General features: G+C 44.9%; 13 protein-coding genes. 9 read left to right on the top strand and 4 right to left on the bottom strand.

Annotated features, from left to right (window positions below; all coding sequences use genetic code 11):
• The first annotated feature begins 12 nt into the window (after positions 1-12).
• The 3 genes from B5F25_RS08930 to B5F25_RS08920 all read left to right on the top strand — a co-directional run bounded on the left by B5F25_RS08930 (position 13) and on the right by B5F25_RS08920 (position 2510).
• Entirely contained in the window at positions 13-249 is a 237-nt protein-coding gene (locus tag B5F25_RS08930) for a hypothetical protein (protein ID WP_022040147.1), read from the top strand.
• A gap of 5 nt (positions 250-254) precedes the next feature.
• Entirely contained in the window at positions 255-464 is a 210-nt protein-coding gene (locus B5F25_RS08925; RefSeq protein ID WP_013618101.1) for a helix-turn-helix transcriptional regulator, read from the top strand.
• Between the two features lie 198 nt (positions 465-662).
• Positions 663-2510: a DEAD/DEAH box helicase gene (locus B5F25_RS08920; protein ID WP_022040146.1), complete on the top strand. Its 1848-nt coding sequence runs from the start codon at positions 663-665 to the stop codon at positions 2508-2510.
• A gap of 211 nt (positions 2511-2721) precedes the next feature.
• Here B5F25_RS08920 and B5F25_RS21645 read toward each other — a convergent pair whose 3' ends face one another.
• From B5F25_RS21645 to ruvB, 3 genes are all read right to left on the bottom strand, one after another.
• Positions 2722-2958, bottom strand: coding sequence for a hypothetical protein (locus B5F25_RS21645; protein ID WP_162614382.1), 237 nt, complete (start codon positions 2956-2958; stop codon positions 2722-2724).
• A 43-nt stretch (positions 2959-3001) separates the two neighbouring features.
• A complete protein-coding gene (locus tag B5F25_RS08915) occupies positions 3002-4477 on the bottom strand; it encodes an oligosaccharide flippase family protein (protein ID WP_087249031.1) in 1476 nt (491 codons plus the stop codon).
• Between the two features lie 114 nt (positions 4478-4591).
• On the bottom strand, positions 4592-5617 hold the full coding sequence (ruvB, locus tag B5F25_RS08910) for a Holliday junction branch migration DNA helicase RuvB (RefSeq protein WP_022040144.1): 1026 nt from the start codon (positions 5615-5617) through the stop codon (positions 4592-4594).
• Between the two features lie 84 nt (positions 5618-5701).
• Here ruvB and B5F25_RS08905 point away from each other — a divergent pair, with 84 nt between their 5' ends.
• The 6 genes from B5F25_RS08905 (at position 5702) to B5F25_RS08880 (ending at position 13816) form a co-directional block, all read left to right on the top strand.
• Positions 5702-6487: a 4Fe-4S binding protein gene (locus B5F25_RS08905; RefSeq protein ID WP_087249028.1), complete on the top strand. Its 786-nt coding sequence runs from the start codon at positions 5702-5704 to the stop codon at positions 6485-6487.
• Between the two features lie 151 nt (positions 6488-6638).
• Positions 6639-7784: a tRNA 2-thiouridine(34) synthase MnmA gene (gene mnmA, locus B5F25_RS08900; RefSeq protein ID WP_087249026.1), complete on the top strand. Its 1146-nt coding sequence runs from the start codon at positions 6639-6641 to the stop codon at positions 7782-7784.
• 147 nt (positions 7785-7931) lie between these two features.
• A complete protein-coding gene (locus B5F25_RS08895; protein WP_087249024.1) occupies positions 7932-9038 on the top strand; it encodes an OmpA family protein in 1107 nt (368 codons plus the stop codon).
• Between the two features lie 87 nt (positions 9039-9125).
• Positions 9126-10238, top strand: coding sequence for a site-specific integrase (locus B5F25_RS08890; protein ID WP_087249023.1), 1113 nt, complete (start codon positions 9126-9128; stop codon positions 10236-10238).
• 174 nt (positions 10239-10412) lie between these two features.
• Positions 10413-10847: a hypothetical protein gene (locus tag B5F25_RS08885; RefSeq protein WP_087211935.1), complete on the top strand. Its 435-nt coding sequence runs from the start codon at positions 10413-10415 to the stop codon at positions 10845-10847.
• Between the two features lie 356 nt (positions 10848-11203).
• On the top strand, positions 11204-13816 hold the full coding sequence (locus tag B5F25_RS08880) for a PL29 family lyase N-terminal domain-containing protein (RefSeq protein WP_087249020.1): 2613 nt from the start codon (positions 11204-11206) through the stop codon (positions 13814-13816).
• A gap of 114 nt (positions 13817-13930) precedes the next feature.
• Here the strand turns inward: B5F25_RS08880 and B5F25_RS08875 are convergent.
• Positions 13931-14425, bottom strand: a 495-nt coding sequence (locus tag B5F25_RS08875; protein WP_275532621.1) for a group II intron maturase-specific domain-containing protein, incomplete at its 5' end; no start/stop codon positions are given.

Genomic DNA, 14425 nt, shown 5'->3' with positions numbered 1-14425 from the left:
CCCATTATGCCTATGAAACCGAAAAGCAACTATACCCGAGTAATGGCAGGATTTTACATCTTCCTGTGCCTTATCGCCTCGATGATTGTAGGCGAACTCATCTATTTTTTAGTGATAGTCCCATTGGTGCCCAAGCAGACTTGGCTTCCGCTCATGAATGTGGCTTGGGTTTATCTTGTGGTTGCTATCTATTACAAACTGACCCGCCGTTATACCAAATGGTGGAAGAAACTGGAAAATAAACAATAATGCCTATGCCGATAATAGTAAATCTTGATGTGATGATGGCGAAACGGAAGATTTCGCTGGGAGAGCTTGCCGAACGGATTGACCTGACACCGGCAAACCTTTCTATCCTGAAGACAGGAAAAGCCAAAGCGGTGCGCTTCTCTACGCTGGAAGCCATCTGCAAGGAACTGAATTGCCAGCCCGGCGACATACTGGAATACCAGGCGGAAGAATAACCGATATTCACCACAGAGGTCACAGAGTATCACGGAGGAATAAAAAATGAAAACCCTGTGTGCCTCTGTATCCCTCTGTGGTGAAATAGCAACAGCAAGACACTTTCCTTCCTTTTTGTCAGCAAAAAAACGGGCAAACATACGTATATATCGTTAATTCTCTGTATCTTTGCAGCCGAATTAGACAGTTATAGATAAATGAAGACATTTGAAGAACTTGGCGTAGCTCCCGAAATACGCAAAGCGATTGAAGAAATGGGTTACGAGAACCCGATGCCCGTACAAGAAGAAGTAATCCCTTACCTGTTGGGAAACGGGAACGATGTAGTGGCTCTGGCACAGACCGGAACCGGAAAAACAGCCGCATTTGGTTTGCCGCTGATACAGAAAATTGACGTTAGCAACCGCGTGCCTCAGGCATTGATACTCTGCCCTACACGCGAACTCTGCCTGCAGATAGCAGGTGACCTGAATGACTATTCGAAGTATATCACCGACCTGAAGATAATACCCGTTTACGGAGGTTCGTCTATCGAGAGCCAAATCAAGAGCCTGAAGAAAGGCGTACATATCATTGTTGCCACTCCGGGACGTCTTATCGACCTGATAGAACGTAAAGTGGCGAAACTGGAAACCATCCGTGACGTAGTGATGGATGAAGCCGACGAAATGTTGAACATGGGCTTTACCGACAGCATCAACGCTATCTTGGAAAAGGTGCCCGAAGACCGCAATACCTTGATGTTCTCGGCTACGATGAGTCCGGAAATCTCACGCATTGCCAAGACCTACCTGCGTGACGCAAAGGAAATCACCATCGGCACGAAGAACGAAGGTACGAAGAATGTGCATCACGTGGCTTACATCGTGCATGCCAAAGACAAATACCTTGCCCTGAAACGTGTGGTAGACTTCTATCCGATGATTTACGGCATTATCTTCTGCCGTACCCGGTTGGAAACGCAGGAGATTGCCGACAAGCTGATACAAGACGGCTATAACGCCGACTCGTTGCACGGTGAACTGAGCCAGGCGCAACGTGACCTGGTGATGCAGAAGTTCCGCCAGCGTCATTTGCAATTGCTGGTTGCTACGGATGTGGCTGCCCGCGGACTGGACGTGAACGACCTGACCCACGTCATCAACTATGGCTTGCCCGATGATGTGGAAAGCTATACCCACCGAAGCGGACGTACGGGACGTGCCGGCAAGACGGGTATCTCTATCGCCATCATGAACCTGCGCGAAAAAGGTAAGATGAAGCAGATAGAACGCATCTTGAACAAGAAGTTCAGTGTTGAGACCTTGCCTACGGGACAAGCCATCTGCGAACAGCAGCTGATTAAGCTGGTAGACGATATCGAAAAGGTAAAGGTGGACGAAGAAGAAATCGAAGCATTCTTGCCGGGCATCTACCGCAAACTGGAATGGCTGAGCAAGGAAGACCTTATCAAACGCGTTGTTTCGATGGAGTTCAACCGCTTCCTGGACTATTACAAGAATGCACCGGAAATAGACCAGCCCAGTGCCAACGAAAAAGGAAAAGACAAGAAAGAGAAGAAAAAAGGAGAACGTCCGGAGCGCAGAGAGCGTTCGCGCAAAGCCGAAAAGGGTTATACGCGCTTGTTCATCAACTTAGGCAAGACCGACGGTTTCTTCCCCAATCAGGTTATCGAACTCATCAACCGTAACCTAAAGAAAGAGCGCATTGAAGTAGGACGCATCGACCTGATGCAGAATTTCTCGTTCTTCGAAGTAATTGAGGCACAAGCACCGAAAGTGGTAAGAGCCTTGAACAAGACGACTTACAACGGACGTAAAGTCGTAGTAGAAGTGGCAGAAGAAAACGAAGGCAAAAGCGATAAGAGTGGAAAGAAACGCTCCAAGGAAACAAAAAAAGTAAAAGCCGACCGTAACGGGGAGCGGACTGCACGTGCACCGAAACAGGAAGACGACTGGCGTCAGTTTTTCCAAGAAGACGGATTCTCGGATGTAGACTTTAGCGGAATGCCTGAGTGGGTAAAAAAGAAAAAGAAACGGAAATAACTTGATAACAAATCCTAACGAATAAAGGATGTGCTCAACAGTACATCCTTTATTCGTTAGGATTTATTTGATTTGAGAAGTTAGAAACTGTTTTGAATTTCTCCAAAAAGTTTTTCTCGTCTTGAGATTCGTTTTCGTGTGTGCCTTTGGGCGATTTTGGGGGGCCTTTCCATTTCTGTCCTTCGCCAGATAGCCCGCTATCTGTTGATGCTTATAACACAGCATGCACAAATCTATACCGTACAGATATAGCCTGATGACGGTTGGGCAAAAACAGGAAGAAATAACTGCTTATCTTAGAAGCTGTTTTGAATTTCTCCAAAAAGTTTTTCTTGGCTTGATGTATTCGTTTTCGTGTGTGCTTTGGGCGATTTTTTGGTCCTTTTCGCTCCTGTTCTTCGTCAGATAGCCCGCTATCTTCCTCATCACAGAAGCGAAAATGCCTCAAAAACTCATCCCAAATCAGCGCACGATAAATTCAAAACAGCTTCTTAATTTTTTATTCTCAACCCCTTCAACAAGTCTTTTTTTACGATATAACCCGCAAAGCACAGCAACAAAAGGGTATGAAACACCAGTCGCCAGATAATGTTTGTAATTGTCATTTCCCGCGCAATAATGTACAATACAGCGGCAAAAACCAGATAAACCGTCATGTCTTTCAACGGATAAACTACGGGGTATTTCTTTTGTCCTATCACATAGGAAAGCAGGGTGATAAGCCCGTATCCGGCTACCGAAGCCCAGGCGGAAGCCACATAGCCGTATCGCGGAACCAGCCAGATGTTTAATATCAGGATAACGGCACAACCGATGATGGAGAAATAAGCCCCCCACTTTGTCTCATCGGTCAACTTGTACCAGAACGACAGGTTGAAATAAATGCCTTTCAAGATTTCCGCTCCCATCACAATTGCCACGACACCCAGTCCTTCCCAATAGTCGGGTGCAATGAGATAGCGCAAAATGTCCATGTAGAACATTACCGCAAGAAAAGCCAGAAGCGAGAAGATAAAGAAGTATTTCATTGCCTTGGCGTACATTTCCCGGTTATCTCCTTCCTTGTTCTTGCCAAAGACAAAAGGCTCGTAAGCATAGCGGAAGGCTTGTGTAAACATCGCCATGACCATCGCCACCTTACTTGTCGCACTATAGATGCCCAGCTGCACCAAACCTTCTTGCCGGTCATCGAACAAAAATGGATAAATCATCTTGTCTACCGTTTGGTTTAAAATACCTACTAACCCGAATATCAGGATAGGGAATGAATAACTCACCATTTGCTTCATCAACGGACGGTCCAACCGATAGGAAAAGCCTCTGAGTTCGGGGATAAAGAAGAACATCTGCACCGCCGACATGATAAGGTTGGATACGAAAATGTAACCCACCAGATAATCGGGGCGGTAGAACCAGCTGATTGTTTCGGGCGACACCTTATATATATAGGGGCACAACAAGAGGAAGAAAAGGTTCAGCACGATATTCCCGATGATGTTGAACAACTTGATGGCAGCAAACTTCATCGGTTTCTTCTGATAGCGCAAATAGGCGAAAGGGATGCACTGGAACGAATCGAGTGCCACTACAATCACCATCATGGCGATATAGTCAGGATGGTCGGGGTATTCCAGAAAGGCAGATAACGGATGGATGAACGCAAGGCAAAGCGCGACAAACAACAGAGATAATCCGCCCACAAACAACAGCGCATTGGCATACACATGTTTCGGGTCGGCATCGGTCTTGTTGGCAAAGCGGAAGAACCCTGTTTCCATGCCGAAAGTCAGCAATACCAATATCAGTGCCGTATAGGCATATACGTTCGACACTACGCCATAACCGCCCGATACAGCCGGGATGACCGCCGTATAGAGAGGCACCAGCAAATAATTCAAAAACCGTCCGACAATGCTGCTCAGTCCGTAGATTGCCGTATCTTTAGCCAATGATTTCAGTCCAGCCATAGATGTCAATTAGTTTATAATCTGCGCTCGTTTTATATTCACCACAGAGGACACGGAGAGATATTTTATTTCCTCTGTGATACTCTGTGCCTTCTGTGGTGAAATCAAACACGCTCAATCGAATAATGTTTTTTGTTCATTCCACCGGCTTCTGCCCAGATGCTGGTATGCCAGTTCGGTCACTTCCCTTCCACGGGGTGTACGCTTCAAGAAGCCTTCCTTGATAAGAAAGGGTTCGTATACTTCTTCTATCGTGCCGGGGTCTTCTCCCAATGCCGTAGCAATGGTGGTCAATCCTACAGGACCGCCCCGGAACTTGTCGATGATGGTGCAAAGCAACTTGTTGTCTATCTGGTCCAAGCCGTAACGGTCTATGTTCAATGCCTCCAATGCGAACTGGGCAATCTTCAAGTCGATGCGTCCGGAGCCTTTCACTTGCGCGAAATCACGCACCCGCCGGAGCAAAGCGTTGGCGATACGGGGCGTTCCGCGGCTTCGCGAGGCAATCTCTCCAGCCGCTTCCGTATCACAAGGCACCCCCAGAATCTTAGCCGAGCGCAAGATGATTTTGGTCAGCGTACTGTCTTCGTAGTATTCCAAGTGCAAGTTGATGCCGAAGCGTGCCCGCAACGGTGCGGTCAGCAAGCCGCTTCGGGTCGTTGCTCCTACCAGGGTGAACGGGTTTAAGTCAAGCTGGATGCTGCGTGCCGACGGGCCTTTGTCTATCATGATGTCTATCCGGTAGTCTTCCATTGCCGAATACAGGTATTCTTCCACGACCGGACTCAAGCGGTGTATTTCATCGATAAACAATACATCGTTCGGTTCCAGGCTGGTCAGGACTCCCGCCAGGTCGCCGGGCTTGTCCAGTACCGGACCGGATGTGACACGGAACCCTACGCCCAGTTCATTGGCAATGATGTTGCTCAGCGTAGTCTTCCCCAGTCCGGGAGGGCCGTGCAGTAATACATGGTCAAGCGCCTCGGCACGAAGCCGTGCCGCCTTTACAAAAATACGCAGGTTATCCACCACCTTATCTTGCCCGCTAAAGTCTTCAAACTGAAGCGGACGCAGCGCGTTCTCGAAATCACGCTCCTTTCCGGTAGGCTTATAGTCGCGTATGTCGAACTGTTCTTCCATAATTTTCTTTCTGAATCTCATGCAAAGGTAATGAATAATCTGAGTTATTTTATTACTTTTGTTCAATTAAACATGCTTAATGATATGACTACATTCCAAACAACCCACATTGTTTATTTCTCGCCGACACATACCACAGAGAAAATAGCCCGTGCCATTGCCGAAGGCATCGGAATGGAAAGACGCATCGAAACCGACCTTACATTGGATGAATCTGTCTCTGCCATCGAAATCAATCATTCGCTGACCATACTTGCCACACCTGTCTACAAAGGACGTGTGGCACCTGTCGCCTTGCAACGCATGAAACGTCTGAAGGCCAGCGGCTCACCGGTAATATTGGTCGTCGTTTATGGCAACCGTGACTATGAAGACGCACTGGCAGAATTACGGGATATGGCTATCGAATTGGGATTTACGCCTCTGTCCGCAGGTGCTTTTATCGGAGAGCACAGCTACAGCACGCCGCAACGGCCGATAGCAGCAGGCAGACCCGATGCCGATGATTTGTACCAGGCAATGCAGTTCGGCAAAGACAGTTTGTCGAAGCTGGAACGAACAAATCTGCCGGTCCCTGCGTTTTATATCAAGGGAAATGTTCCATATAAACCTTTTATTACAGGAACGCCTTCGGCTCCGGTCTGTAACGAAAACTGTTTTGTATGCGGAGAATGTGTGGAAGTATGTCCTACCCATGCTATTCGTATCAGTCCGGACGGTACCAGCATCGAGACTGATGTGAATCGCTGCATCCGTTGTTGTGCTTGCGTAAAAGTTTGCCCGAACGGAGCACGTGTTTACGATAACCCCTTTGCTGCATTCCTGCATGAAAACTTCAGCGCAAGGCGTGAACCGGAATTGTTCCTATAAGCAGACGCCTGTGCAGATAGGTGCGATGACAGGTGGAAATAGTTGGAACGTCCGTTGCATATATAATCAAAAAACATCCGCTTCCGGCTTCTGACGGAGAGAAGCGGGGTATAACTCCTTAACTCCTTTAACTTCTAAAAAAGAACAAAATATGACAAAAGACAAACGGGTATTGGTGGGAATGAGCGGAGGCATAGACAGCTCAGCTACCTGCATCATGTTGCAAGAGCAAGGATATGAAGTGGTAGGTGTTACCATGCGCACATGGGACATCCCCTCACATTTTTCTTCCCCCGATCAGGAACAACCCAATGAAATAATCGAAGCGCAACACGTGGCTGCCCGTTTGGGTATCGAGCATCATGTCGCAGACGTGCGGGAAGAATTTCGAAAAGTCATCGTACAATACTTTATAGATGAATACATGAAAGGACGTACGCCCAATCCTTGTGTGCTTTGCAATCCATTATTCAAAGAACGCATCTTGTGCGAATGGGCCGACCGTACCGGTTGTCAATGGATTGCTACAGGTCACTATTGCCGGTTGGAAGACCGGAATGGATTGCGTTACATCATTACAGGAGACGATCCGGTGAAAGACCAGTCGTATTTCCTTTGGAAGTTGCCGCAATCGATTTTAAAACGTATGCTGGTTCCTTTGGGTGGGATGACTAAGGAAGAAGTGCGCAATTATCTTGCCGGCAAAGGATTCGAAGCTAAGGCACGTGGTGGGGAAAGTATGGAGATTTGTTTTATCGACAGAGATTACCGGGAGTTTCTGCGCGAGCATTGTCCCGATATTGACGAAAAGATAGGGCCAGGATGGTTTGTCGATAGCAAAGGAATGAAATTAGGACAGCACCAAGGGTTTGCTTATTATACAATCGGCCAGCGTAGGGGATTAGGAATCGCACTGGGCGAACCTGCATATGTATTGAAGATCAATCCGGAAAAGAATACGGTAATGCTGGGAAACGTTGAACAGCTAAAGACGGAATACATGCTGGTAGAATCGCCCGAAACTCCCGATTTAGACGAGTTGCTTGCCTGCCCGGATTTATCTGTACGTATCCGTTACCGGAGTCGTCCGATACCTTGCCAGGTAATCCTGTTGGATAACGGTTGTCTGTTGGTAAAATTCAATACCGAAGCCTCAGCTATCACGCCGGGACAATCTGCTGTGTTTTATGATGCCAACCGGGTATTAGGCGGAGGGTTCATCGCATCGCAACAAGGAATCCGAAAGATTTCGGCAGAAAATAGTTATAAATTCGATAAAAAGAACGGACAGATATGAAACAAAAGAAACTTTCTGTTTGTTTCCTATGTTAAAGAAAGACGATTAAATTTATAAAAAGCACCCCAAAAAAGTGCAAGCTATGCTTTTTTTTTATATCTTTACTTTCGGTAAGCAATATCTGTATAACACAAAAATAAAAAGATTATGAAACTAAGAAGAAACCTTACCGCACTCGTACTTGGATTAAGCACGATTGCAGCGTTTGCCCAAAGCGGCAACACAGAGACACGCCAGATTAAAGAAGAAGGCAAAACCGTATTTAACCCGCACTGGTTTATGCAGGTTCAGGCCGGAGCCTCACACACCGTAGGAGAAGCCAAATTCGGAGATCTGATTTCTCCGGCAGCTGCACTGAATGTCGGATATCAGTTTACCCCCTTATGGGGATTGCGTGCCGGTCTGAGTGGCTGGGAAGCTAAAGGTGCGTGGGTAAGCCCTGAAACTATTTACAAGTATAATTATTTGCAGGGAAATGTAGATGCTACACTTGACTTAAGTAATCTGTTCTGCGGTTACAATCCGACACGTTTCTTCAACGCGTATTTGTTCGGCGGTATTGGTGTGAACGGAGCATTCAACAACGATGAAGCCGTAGCCTTGAACGATGCCGGACACCGCTTGGAATATCTGTGGCGCGACAGCAAAGTAAATGTCGTAGGCCGTTTCGGCTTGGGCACGAACTTACGCATCAGCGACCATGTATTCTTCAACATCGAAGTGAATGCCAACACGATGTCTGATAAATACAATTCGAAGAAGGCAGGTAATTCCGACTGGCAGTTCAATGCTTTAGCTGGATTTACATTCAAATTCGGAAAAACTTATACAAAGACAGAACCTGTTTACTACGAGCCGACTCCTGTTCCTCCAACCCCAGAACCTGTAGTAGAAGAAAAGAAAGAAGAACCGGCTCCCGAACCTGTCGTTGTTCAACCGATGAAACAGAATATTTATTTTGTTATCAATTCATCCGAAATCCGCAATTCAGAACAGAGCAAAGTCAGTGCTCTTGCCGCTTACCTGAAAGAACACACTGACGCAAAAGTTTCATTGTGCGGATACGCTGACAAGAATACTGGAAATGCACGTATCAACAAGAAGTTATCAAAAGAACGTGCAGAAGCTGTAGCAGAAGCATTGAAAGCGCAAGGCATTTCGGCAGACCGTATTACCGTTGATTATAAAGGTGATACCGTACAGCCGTTCTCTACTATGGAAGAAAACCGTGTAACGGTTTGTATTGCCGAATAAAAACTATTCATTTTCTTAATTAGACTGTATCCTGTAGAAGTTATTACCTTTCTACAGGATACAGTTTTTTTATACTTGCAGTAAGTCATGGGAATCTTATTGTGTAAAAGAAAACTGAAAAATGGGCGCATTTCGCTCTATTTGGACTGTAATGTTGAAGGAAAACGTTATAAAGAGAACCTGGGCATCACCCTAGAAGCACCTGTAAGCAAGGAAATACGTCAGGCAAATTGTGCCAAATTGCAATTGGCTAAACTTTTACGTGCACAACGTGAAATCGATTATCTCCACAATCACTATTGGGCGAAACTGCCTCCATTATTTCACTCTCAGGTTAGAGAAGATGAAACGGCAGGCGAACCTTTACCCGACTTTTTCCTTGTATCGATAGGATACCTTAATATTTATCAGCCCAAAGATAGCCGTATGGTACAGGCTGCATTTTCATACCTCCGTCAGTTTCATCCTGCTTCTTTGCCTGTGAACCATATTACACATAGCTTTTGTACACGGTTCTTTCGCTTTTTACAAGAAAGATTGCATGGCAATACACCTGTCAATTACTTCAAGAAATTCAAAATGTGTCTGGATTATTGCGTAGAAGAAAACCTTCTGCCCTCTAATCCGGCAAAAGGCATCCGGCTACCTCAATATAACGATGTGACTAAACAGATTTTGTCGCCTAAAGAACTGGTAAAACTTACTCTCACACCTTGTCGCAATCCGGAAGTGAAACGGGCTTTCCTGTTTTCGTGCCAAAGCGGATTGCGTTGGTGCGATATACAAGAATTGTGTTATAAGAATATAGACTTTGCACAACGCCATCTGATGTTGGTTCAAAAAAAAGTTGCAGGTCATTCACAAAAGCCTGTCTTGCATATCTATCTGAATGAAAATGCCATGAAACTGTTGCAGGAATCACAAGGTACTCCCGATGATTTCATTTTTCATCTTCCTTCCCATTCATATAGCTTGCGTATCATCAATGAATGGACCAGGCGTGCCGGATTGCGCAAACATATTTCTTTCCATTGTGCCCGCCATACCTTTATTACTTCCATTATGGCCAGGGGAGCAAGCATCAAGACAGCAGCTTCTTTGGCTGGACATTCCAGTACCAGGCATACAGAAAAATATATACACATCATCGATCAGCAGAAACAACAAGCGGTAGAAAGTCTTCCAGATCTTCCACTTTAAAACAGATTAGGTTTTCAGTGCTATCGAAGCTTTTTCTTTGGGCAACTTTAACACCATGATAGGTAAGCCTTGTTAGAAAGTGAAGAATTTTGAAAAAAAGACATCAATTTCTCGGGAAATCAATCTTTTTTATATACATTTGTGCCATGTAATAAATAAATTTAATACGAGTTTATGAATGAACTGAAAGTAAGCCTTAAAAGAATAGCCGAAGATGGCTTTACCCGCAACGACGAAATATTGGCAGACGAATCAAAAACATTGATTCCTCAGATGGGATTCGAGTTGCTTTCTGATATTAATAAAAACATGTTGACCATTGTAGCGCATGTCGGTTATGTTACTCCTGCAAAGGAAGTTGGAGCAGCGTTACGCTTCCGATTCTCGCTAGAAGTGGACAGTTTGAGTAATCTGGAATATGTTACCAATCCGCAAAAGGGTACCCATCAATATAAGTTCCCTAATGGTTTCATCGAAGCAGTCCTTACCGATGTGTATGCAACTGCCCGTATACTGATAGCACAAAAACTGAGAGGTACACGTCTTGAAAACATTTACTTACCTTTTGGAGGTGCGGGCAGTTTGGTTCGCATGATGCAGAAGAAATAAGATAAATCTTTTTCTATAAGACAATAGCAGGAGACATAAACATTCGAATACTGTTATGCCTCCTGCTTTTTTAGCGCACCCATCCTTGTCAAATTCTTTTGATAAGATATCTTTTTTCTCCTACTCAACTATCCGACTATTCAATCGGCACATATTCGGCACATTTTGTTATCAACTCCGCATGTGTAAATATCTAAACTTTTATTTATCAATTAATTAGCTCATTTCGCACATGTAGCCGGCGCGGCTACCGACGTGCCAAAAAAGTCTATTTTGCGGATTGCGGCAATGCTGGCGTAACGGCTTGAAATAGAATGATTTGAGTTTTTTAATTTATAAATTAAATTTAATTTGTTATGAGAAAAAAGTATTTAAGTGCACTGCTGTTCGGAGCGTTATTGTTCGCTTCGGCAGGAACTTTTACCTCTTGTAAAGACTATGATGATGACATCAGCAATCTGCAGTCACAAGTGGACGGCATCAAGGCCGACCTCGAAGACCTGCAGGCTCAGATTAGCGCAGGAAAATGGATTACCAACGTCACTTCCATTGAAGGCGGGTTCACGGTAACCTTCTCCGACGGCCAGTCATTCAACATTGTAAACGGTAAGGATGGTGCTGACGGCGCAGACGGTGCCGCTGGTGCTGACGGTACTAAGATTACCATCGGCGAAGATGGCTATTGGTATTTCGATGGCATAAAGAGCGAATACAAAGCTGTTGCTGATACAGAAGATGGCAAGATAAAGACTCCTTATGTAGGCGAAGACGGCTATTGGTATTTCTACGGTGAAGAAGGCGAGGAAGCTGTAAAATCTGCGTACAAAGCTAACGGTGCAGTTTACGCTGTAGCTGAAGCTAATGGCGGTTTCACAATTTATGCTCCGACTGAAGACGGAAAAGAAATGTTGGAAATCTTTTTGCCGGGTGCTGCTGCCGCTATCACCAGCATGAATGTGGAAGTCCGCACTACTGATGGCAAGATAACCATTAACCAATATACTTTCAATCCTGATAAGGACGAGAAAGCTGCTTGGGAAAAGATGACCGGCCATAACGTAACTGACAATAAATACATCCTTGCTTCGGCTGATAAATTGGGCTTGCGTGTCAACCCGACCGATGTAGAACTGAAAGATATCGATTTCGTGTTGCTGAACAGCAAGAACGAAGAGTTGACGGGTGTTGTTTATGAAGCTTCTGAATATACAGATTATGTAACTGCTGCTAGTAGAGCAAACGGAAACGGCTTGTGGACTTTGTCTATGAAGCAAATGGAACTGAAGGATGATGATGCAGAGACGAACTTTACAAAACTGTTTACCAGCAATTCTGCCAACATCCTTTATGCATTGAGCGCAGACCATGCTACCCGTGCGGAATACAACATTGGTTTCAACTCTTTGAATCCGAAGGACGCAAACATTGGCTCGATTAAAGTTGCCGGTAAAAACGTAAAAGATGATACAGATACATCTGATACAAAAGACAAGCGTAATGATGGTATGGTGGATACCCACAAAGCTATCAGTGTAGCTGTTGAAAATCCGGCAGACTTGTATGATATGTGGCTGACTGTTTCCAAAGAAGACGAAGCTTTGTTCGGCATCGAGATTGATAACGAAAAACATACATTTACAATTACTGGCGATCCGGATCTCTTGACAAAAGCTTCCTTTGCTGTGACTGTTCATACAATGAACAACAACGGTGAGGTAGCAGAAGAAGTGGTTAATATCTACGTATCAGATAAGATTGCGGTTGCTCCTGAATATGCAAAGAGAACACTGAATATTGTAACTGACGATGCTGATGCATTGAAGAACAAGAATGCGTTCACCGCTGATATGGCTACCTTACTGAATGCTCTCGGCGATACACAAGCTGATGTATGGAAGAAGAAAGTAACGGCGGCAAGTGTGGCTTATTACACCGATGAAGCTTGCACGAAGTCTGTTACTGGCGCAGACGGTATTGAACTGATATTTGTTAATGCGAAGGGCGATGCACAAGCTGCTATTAAAGACGCAACCAACATGAAGTTCTCTGTAGACAATAGCGAAGCTTCAAGCGTATTTGTAGTAGATAAAGAATACTTTGCTAAAGTTACATTTAAAGCAGGTAGCTCAGAACTCAATTCAATCGTAATTCCGTTCCAGTTCGCAATTCCTGACTTTGCTAACAGCTTCGAACAAGAACCTGCTGTATTCATTGACGGTGTAGCTAACGCTTACATGAATGTTTCTGATTATAACGCTGCCGTTAAAGCTGGCAAAGCTAAAGCCGCCTATAAGCTGTCTAATGCATTTGCGAACTATCTGAAGGATGCTAAACTTGCATTGGATAAGGAAACTAAGATTGGCGAAACAGGCAAAACTTCTGCTGAATTGGCTACTATCGATGCAACATTCAACGAGACTGCGATGATTTACTTGCAGGATGTAGACAAAGCAAAAGGCACTAACATTCCTGCCGGTTACGGTCAAGAACTGATAGTTAATGCAAGTGCAGACGACTATATGGGTTGGGAATATCCGGAAGGTGAAGGCACTTACTCGTTCACTATCAAGGTGATGAGTCCGTTGTACGAAGGTACTGTAAGCGCAATCGGCGATGTTGTTAATATTCCGGCTACTTCTGTAAGCGGGTGGAATATGACCAACGAACACATCCAAGGTAAGACTTACAACAACATTACCTACAAGGTTCTGCAAGATAAGGTAGGTGACTGGACCCGTCCTGAAATTGCCGAGGTTGACGCATCTTCTACGAACGAACGTGTTGTGAAAGTGGAAGGCGTACACCCAGCAACTGCTGGTGAAAAGGGTGCTGTTAATGAAGGTTATATCAAGGTATTGCCGCAAAACATCGCTGCTACAACTGAAACGACTATCAATGTAACAGTAACCGATGTTTGGGGCTATGCTAAGACCAACCCTGTAAAAGTAAATGTAACTGTGGGCGAATAATCCACTTTGATTAATCGAGTAGGAGGTAAACACTAATCATAGGTGTTTATCTCCTATTTTCATGTTCACCGACCTCTCACACCACCGTACGTGCCGTTCGGCATACGGCGGTTCCTATTTTGGGTACCATTCGAGATACGAGCCCATTAAGGTAGGATAACCTGCCTTTCGCAGGCTGTCCTTATTTATCGCCACCTTCAATATAGGACTATCAGCAATACGCCAATAACCTTTGCGGGTGTTACCCCATTCACATGCCTTGTATTTTCCAATACCACATTTAACGAGGTTTGCCACCTTGGTCTTGGGGGTCTTCCAAGCTTTCCATATACACATGCGTATTCTCCGTCTTAACCACTCATCAGTATCAAGAAGAAAACGTTTCATATCAGCTAGGTGATAGTATCCAATCCATCCACGGATGTACTCCTTCAGTTTCTGTTTCCTCTTGACGTATCCCCATCCGTTGCTACGATTCGTCAGTTCTTTAAGTCTTGATTTCATCTTGGATTTGGACTTCGGATGTACTGTGAGGCGGCATTTGCCTTTCATTACATAAAAGGAGTAGCCGAGATACTTAACTCCTTGGACATACGACACTACAGTCTT

Source organism: Bacteroides sp. An19, assembly GCF_002160215.1.
GTDB lineage: Bacteria > Bacteroidota > Bacteroidia > Bacteroidales > Bacteroidaceae > Phocaeicola > Phocaeicola intestinalis.
Note: the sequence above shows the minus strand (reverse complement) of the source record. Positions and strands in the feature narration are given on the sequence as shown.

Excerpts from the sequence above, each read along its gene's own strand:
- B5F25_RS08885 (WP_087211935.1), top strand. The coding sequence starts at position 10,413 with ATGAATGAACTGAAAGTAAGCCTTAAAAGAATAGCCGAAGATGGCTTT.
- ruvB (WP_022040144.1), bottom strand. The coding sequence starts at position 5,617 with ATGGAAGAACAGTTCGACATACGCGACTATAAGCCTACCGGAAAGGAG.
- B5F25_RS08905 (WP_087249028.1), top strand. The coding sequence starts at position 5,702 with ATGACTACATTCCAAACAACCCACATTGTTTATTTCTCGCCGACACAT.
- mnmA (WP_087249026.1), top strand. The coding sequence starts at position 6,639 with ATGACAAAAGACAAACGGGTATTGGTGGGAATGAGCGGAGGCATAGAC.
- B5F25_RS08915 (WP_087249031.1), bottom strand. The coding sequence starts at position 4,477 with ATGGCTGGACTGAAATCATTGGCTAAAGATACGGCAATCTACGGACTG.
- B5F25_RS08895 (WP_087249024.1), top strand. The coding sequence starts at position 7,932 with ATGAAACTAAGAAGAAACCTTACCGCACTCGTACTTGGATTAAGCACG.
- B5F25_RS08920 (WP_022040146.1), top strand. The coding sequence starts at position 663 with ATGAAGACATTTGAAGAACTTGGCGTAGCTCCCGAAATACGCAAAGCG.
- B5F25_RS08930 (WP_022040147.1), top strand. The coding sequence starts at position 13 with ATGAAACCGAAAAGCAACTATACCCGAGTAATGGCAGGATTTTACATC.
- B5F25_RS08925 (WP_013618101.1), top strand. The coding sequence starts at position 255 with ATGCCGATAATAGTAAATCTTGATGTGATGATGGCGAAACGGAAGATT.
- B5F25_RS08880 (WP_087249020.1), top strand. The coding sequence starts at position 11,204 with ATGAGAAAAAAGTATTTAAGTGCACTGCTGTTCGGAGCGTTATTGTTC.
- B5F25_RS08890 (WP_087249023.1), top strand. The coding sequence starts at position 9,126 with ATGGGAATCTTATTGTGTAAAAGAAAACTGAAAAATGGGCGCATTTCG.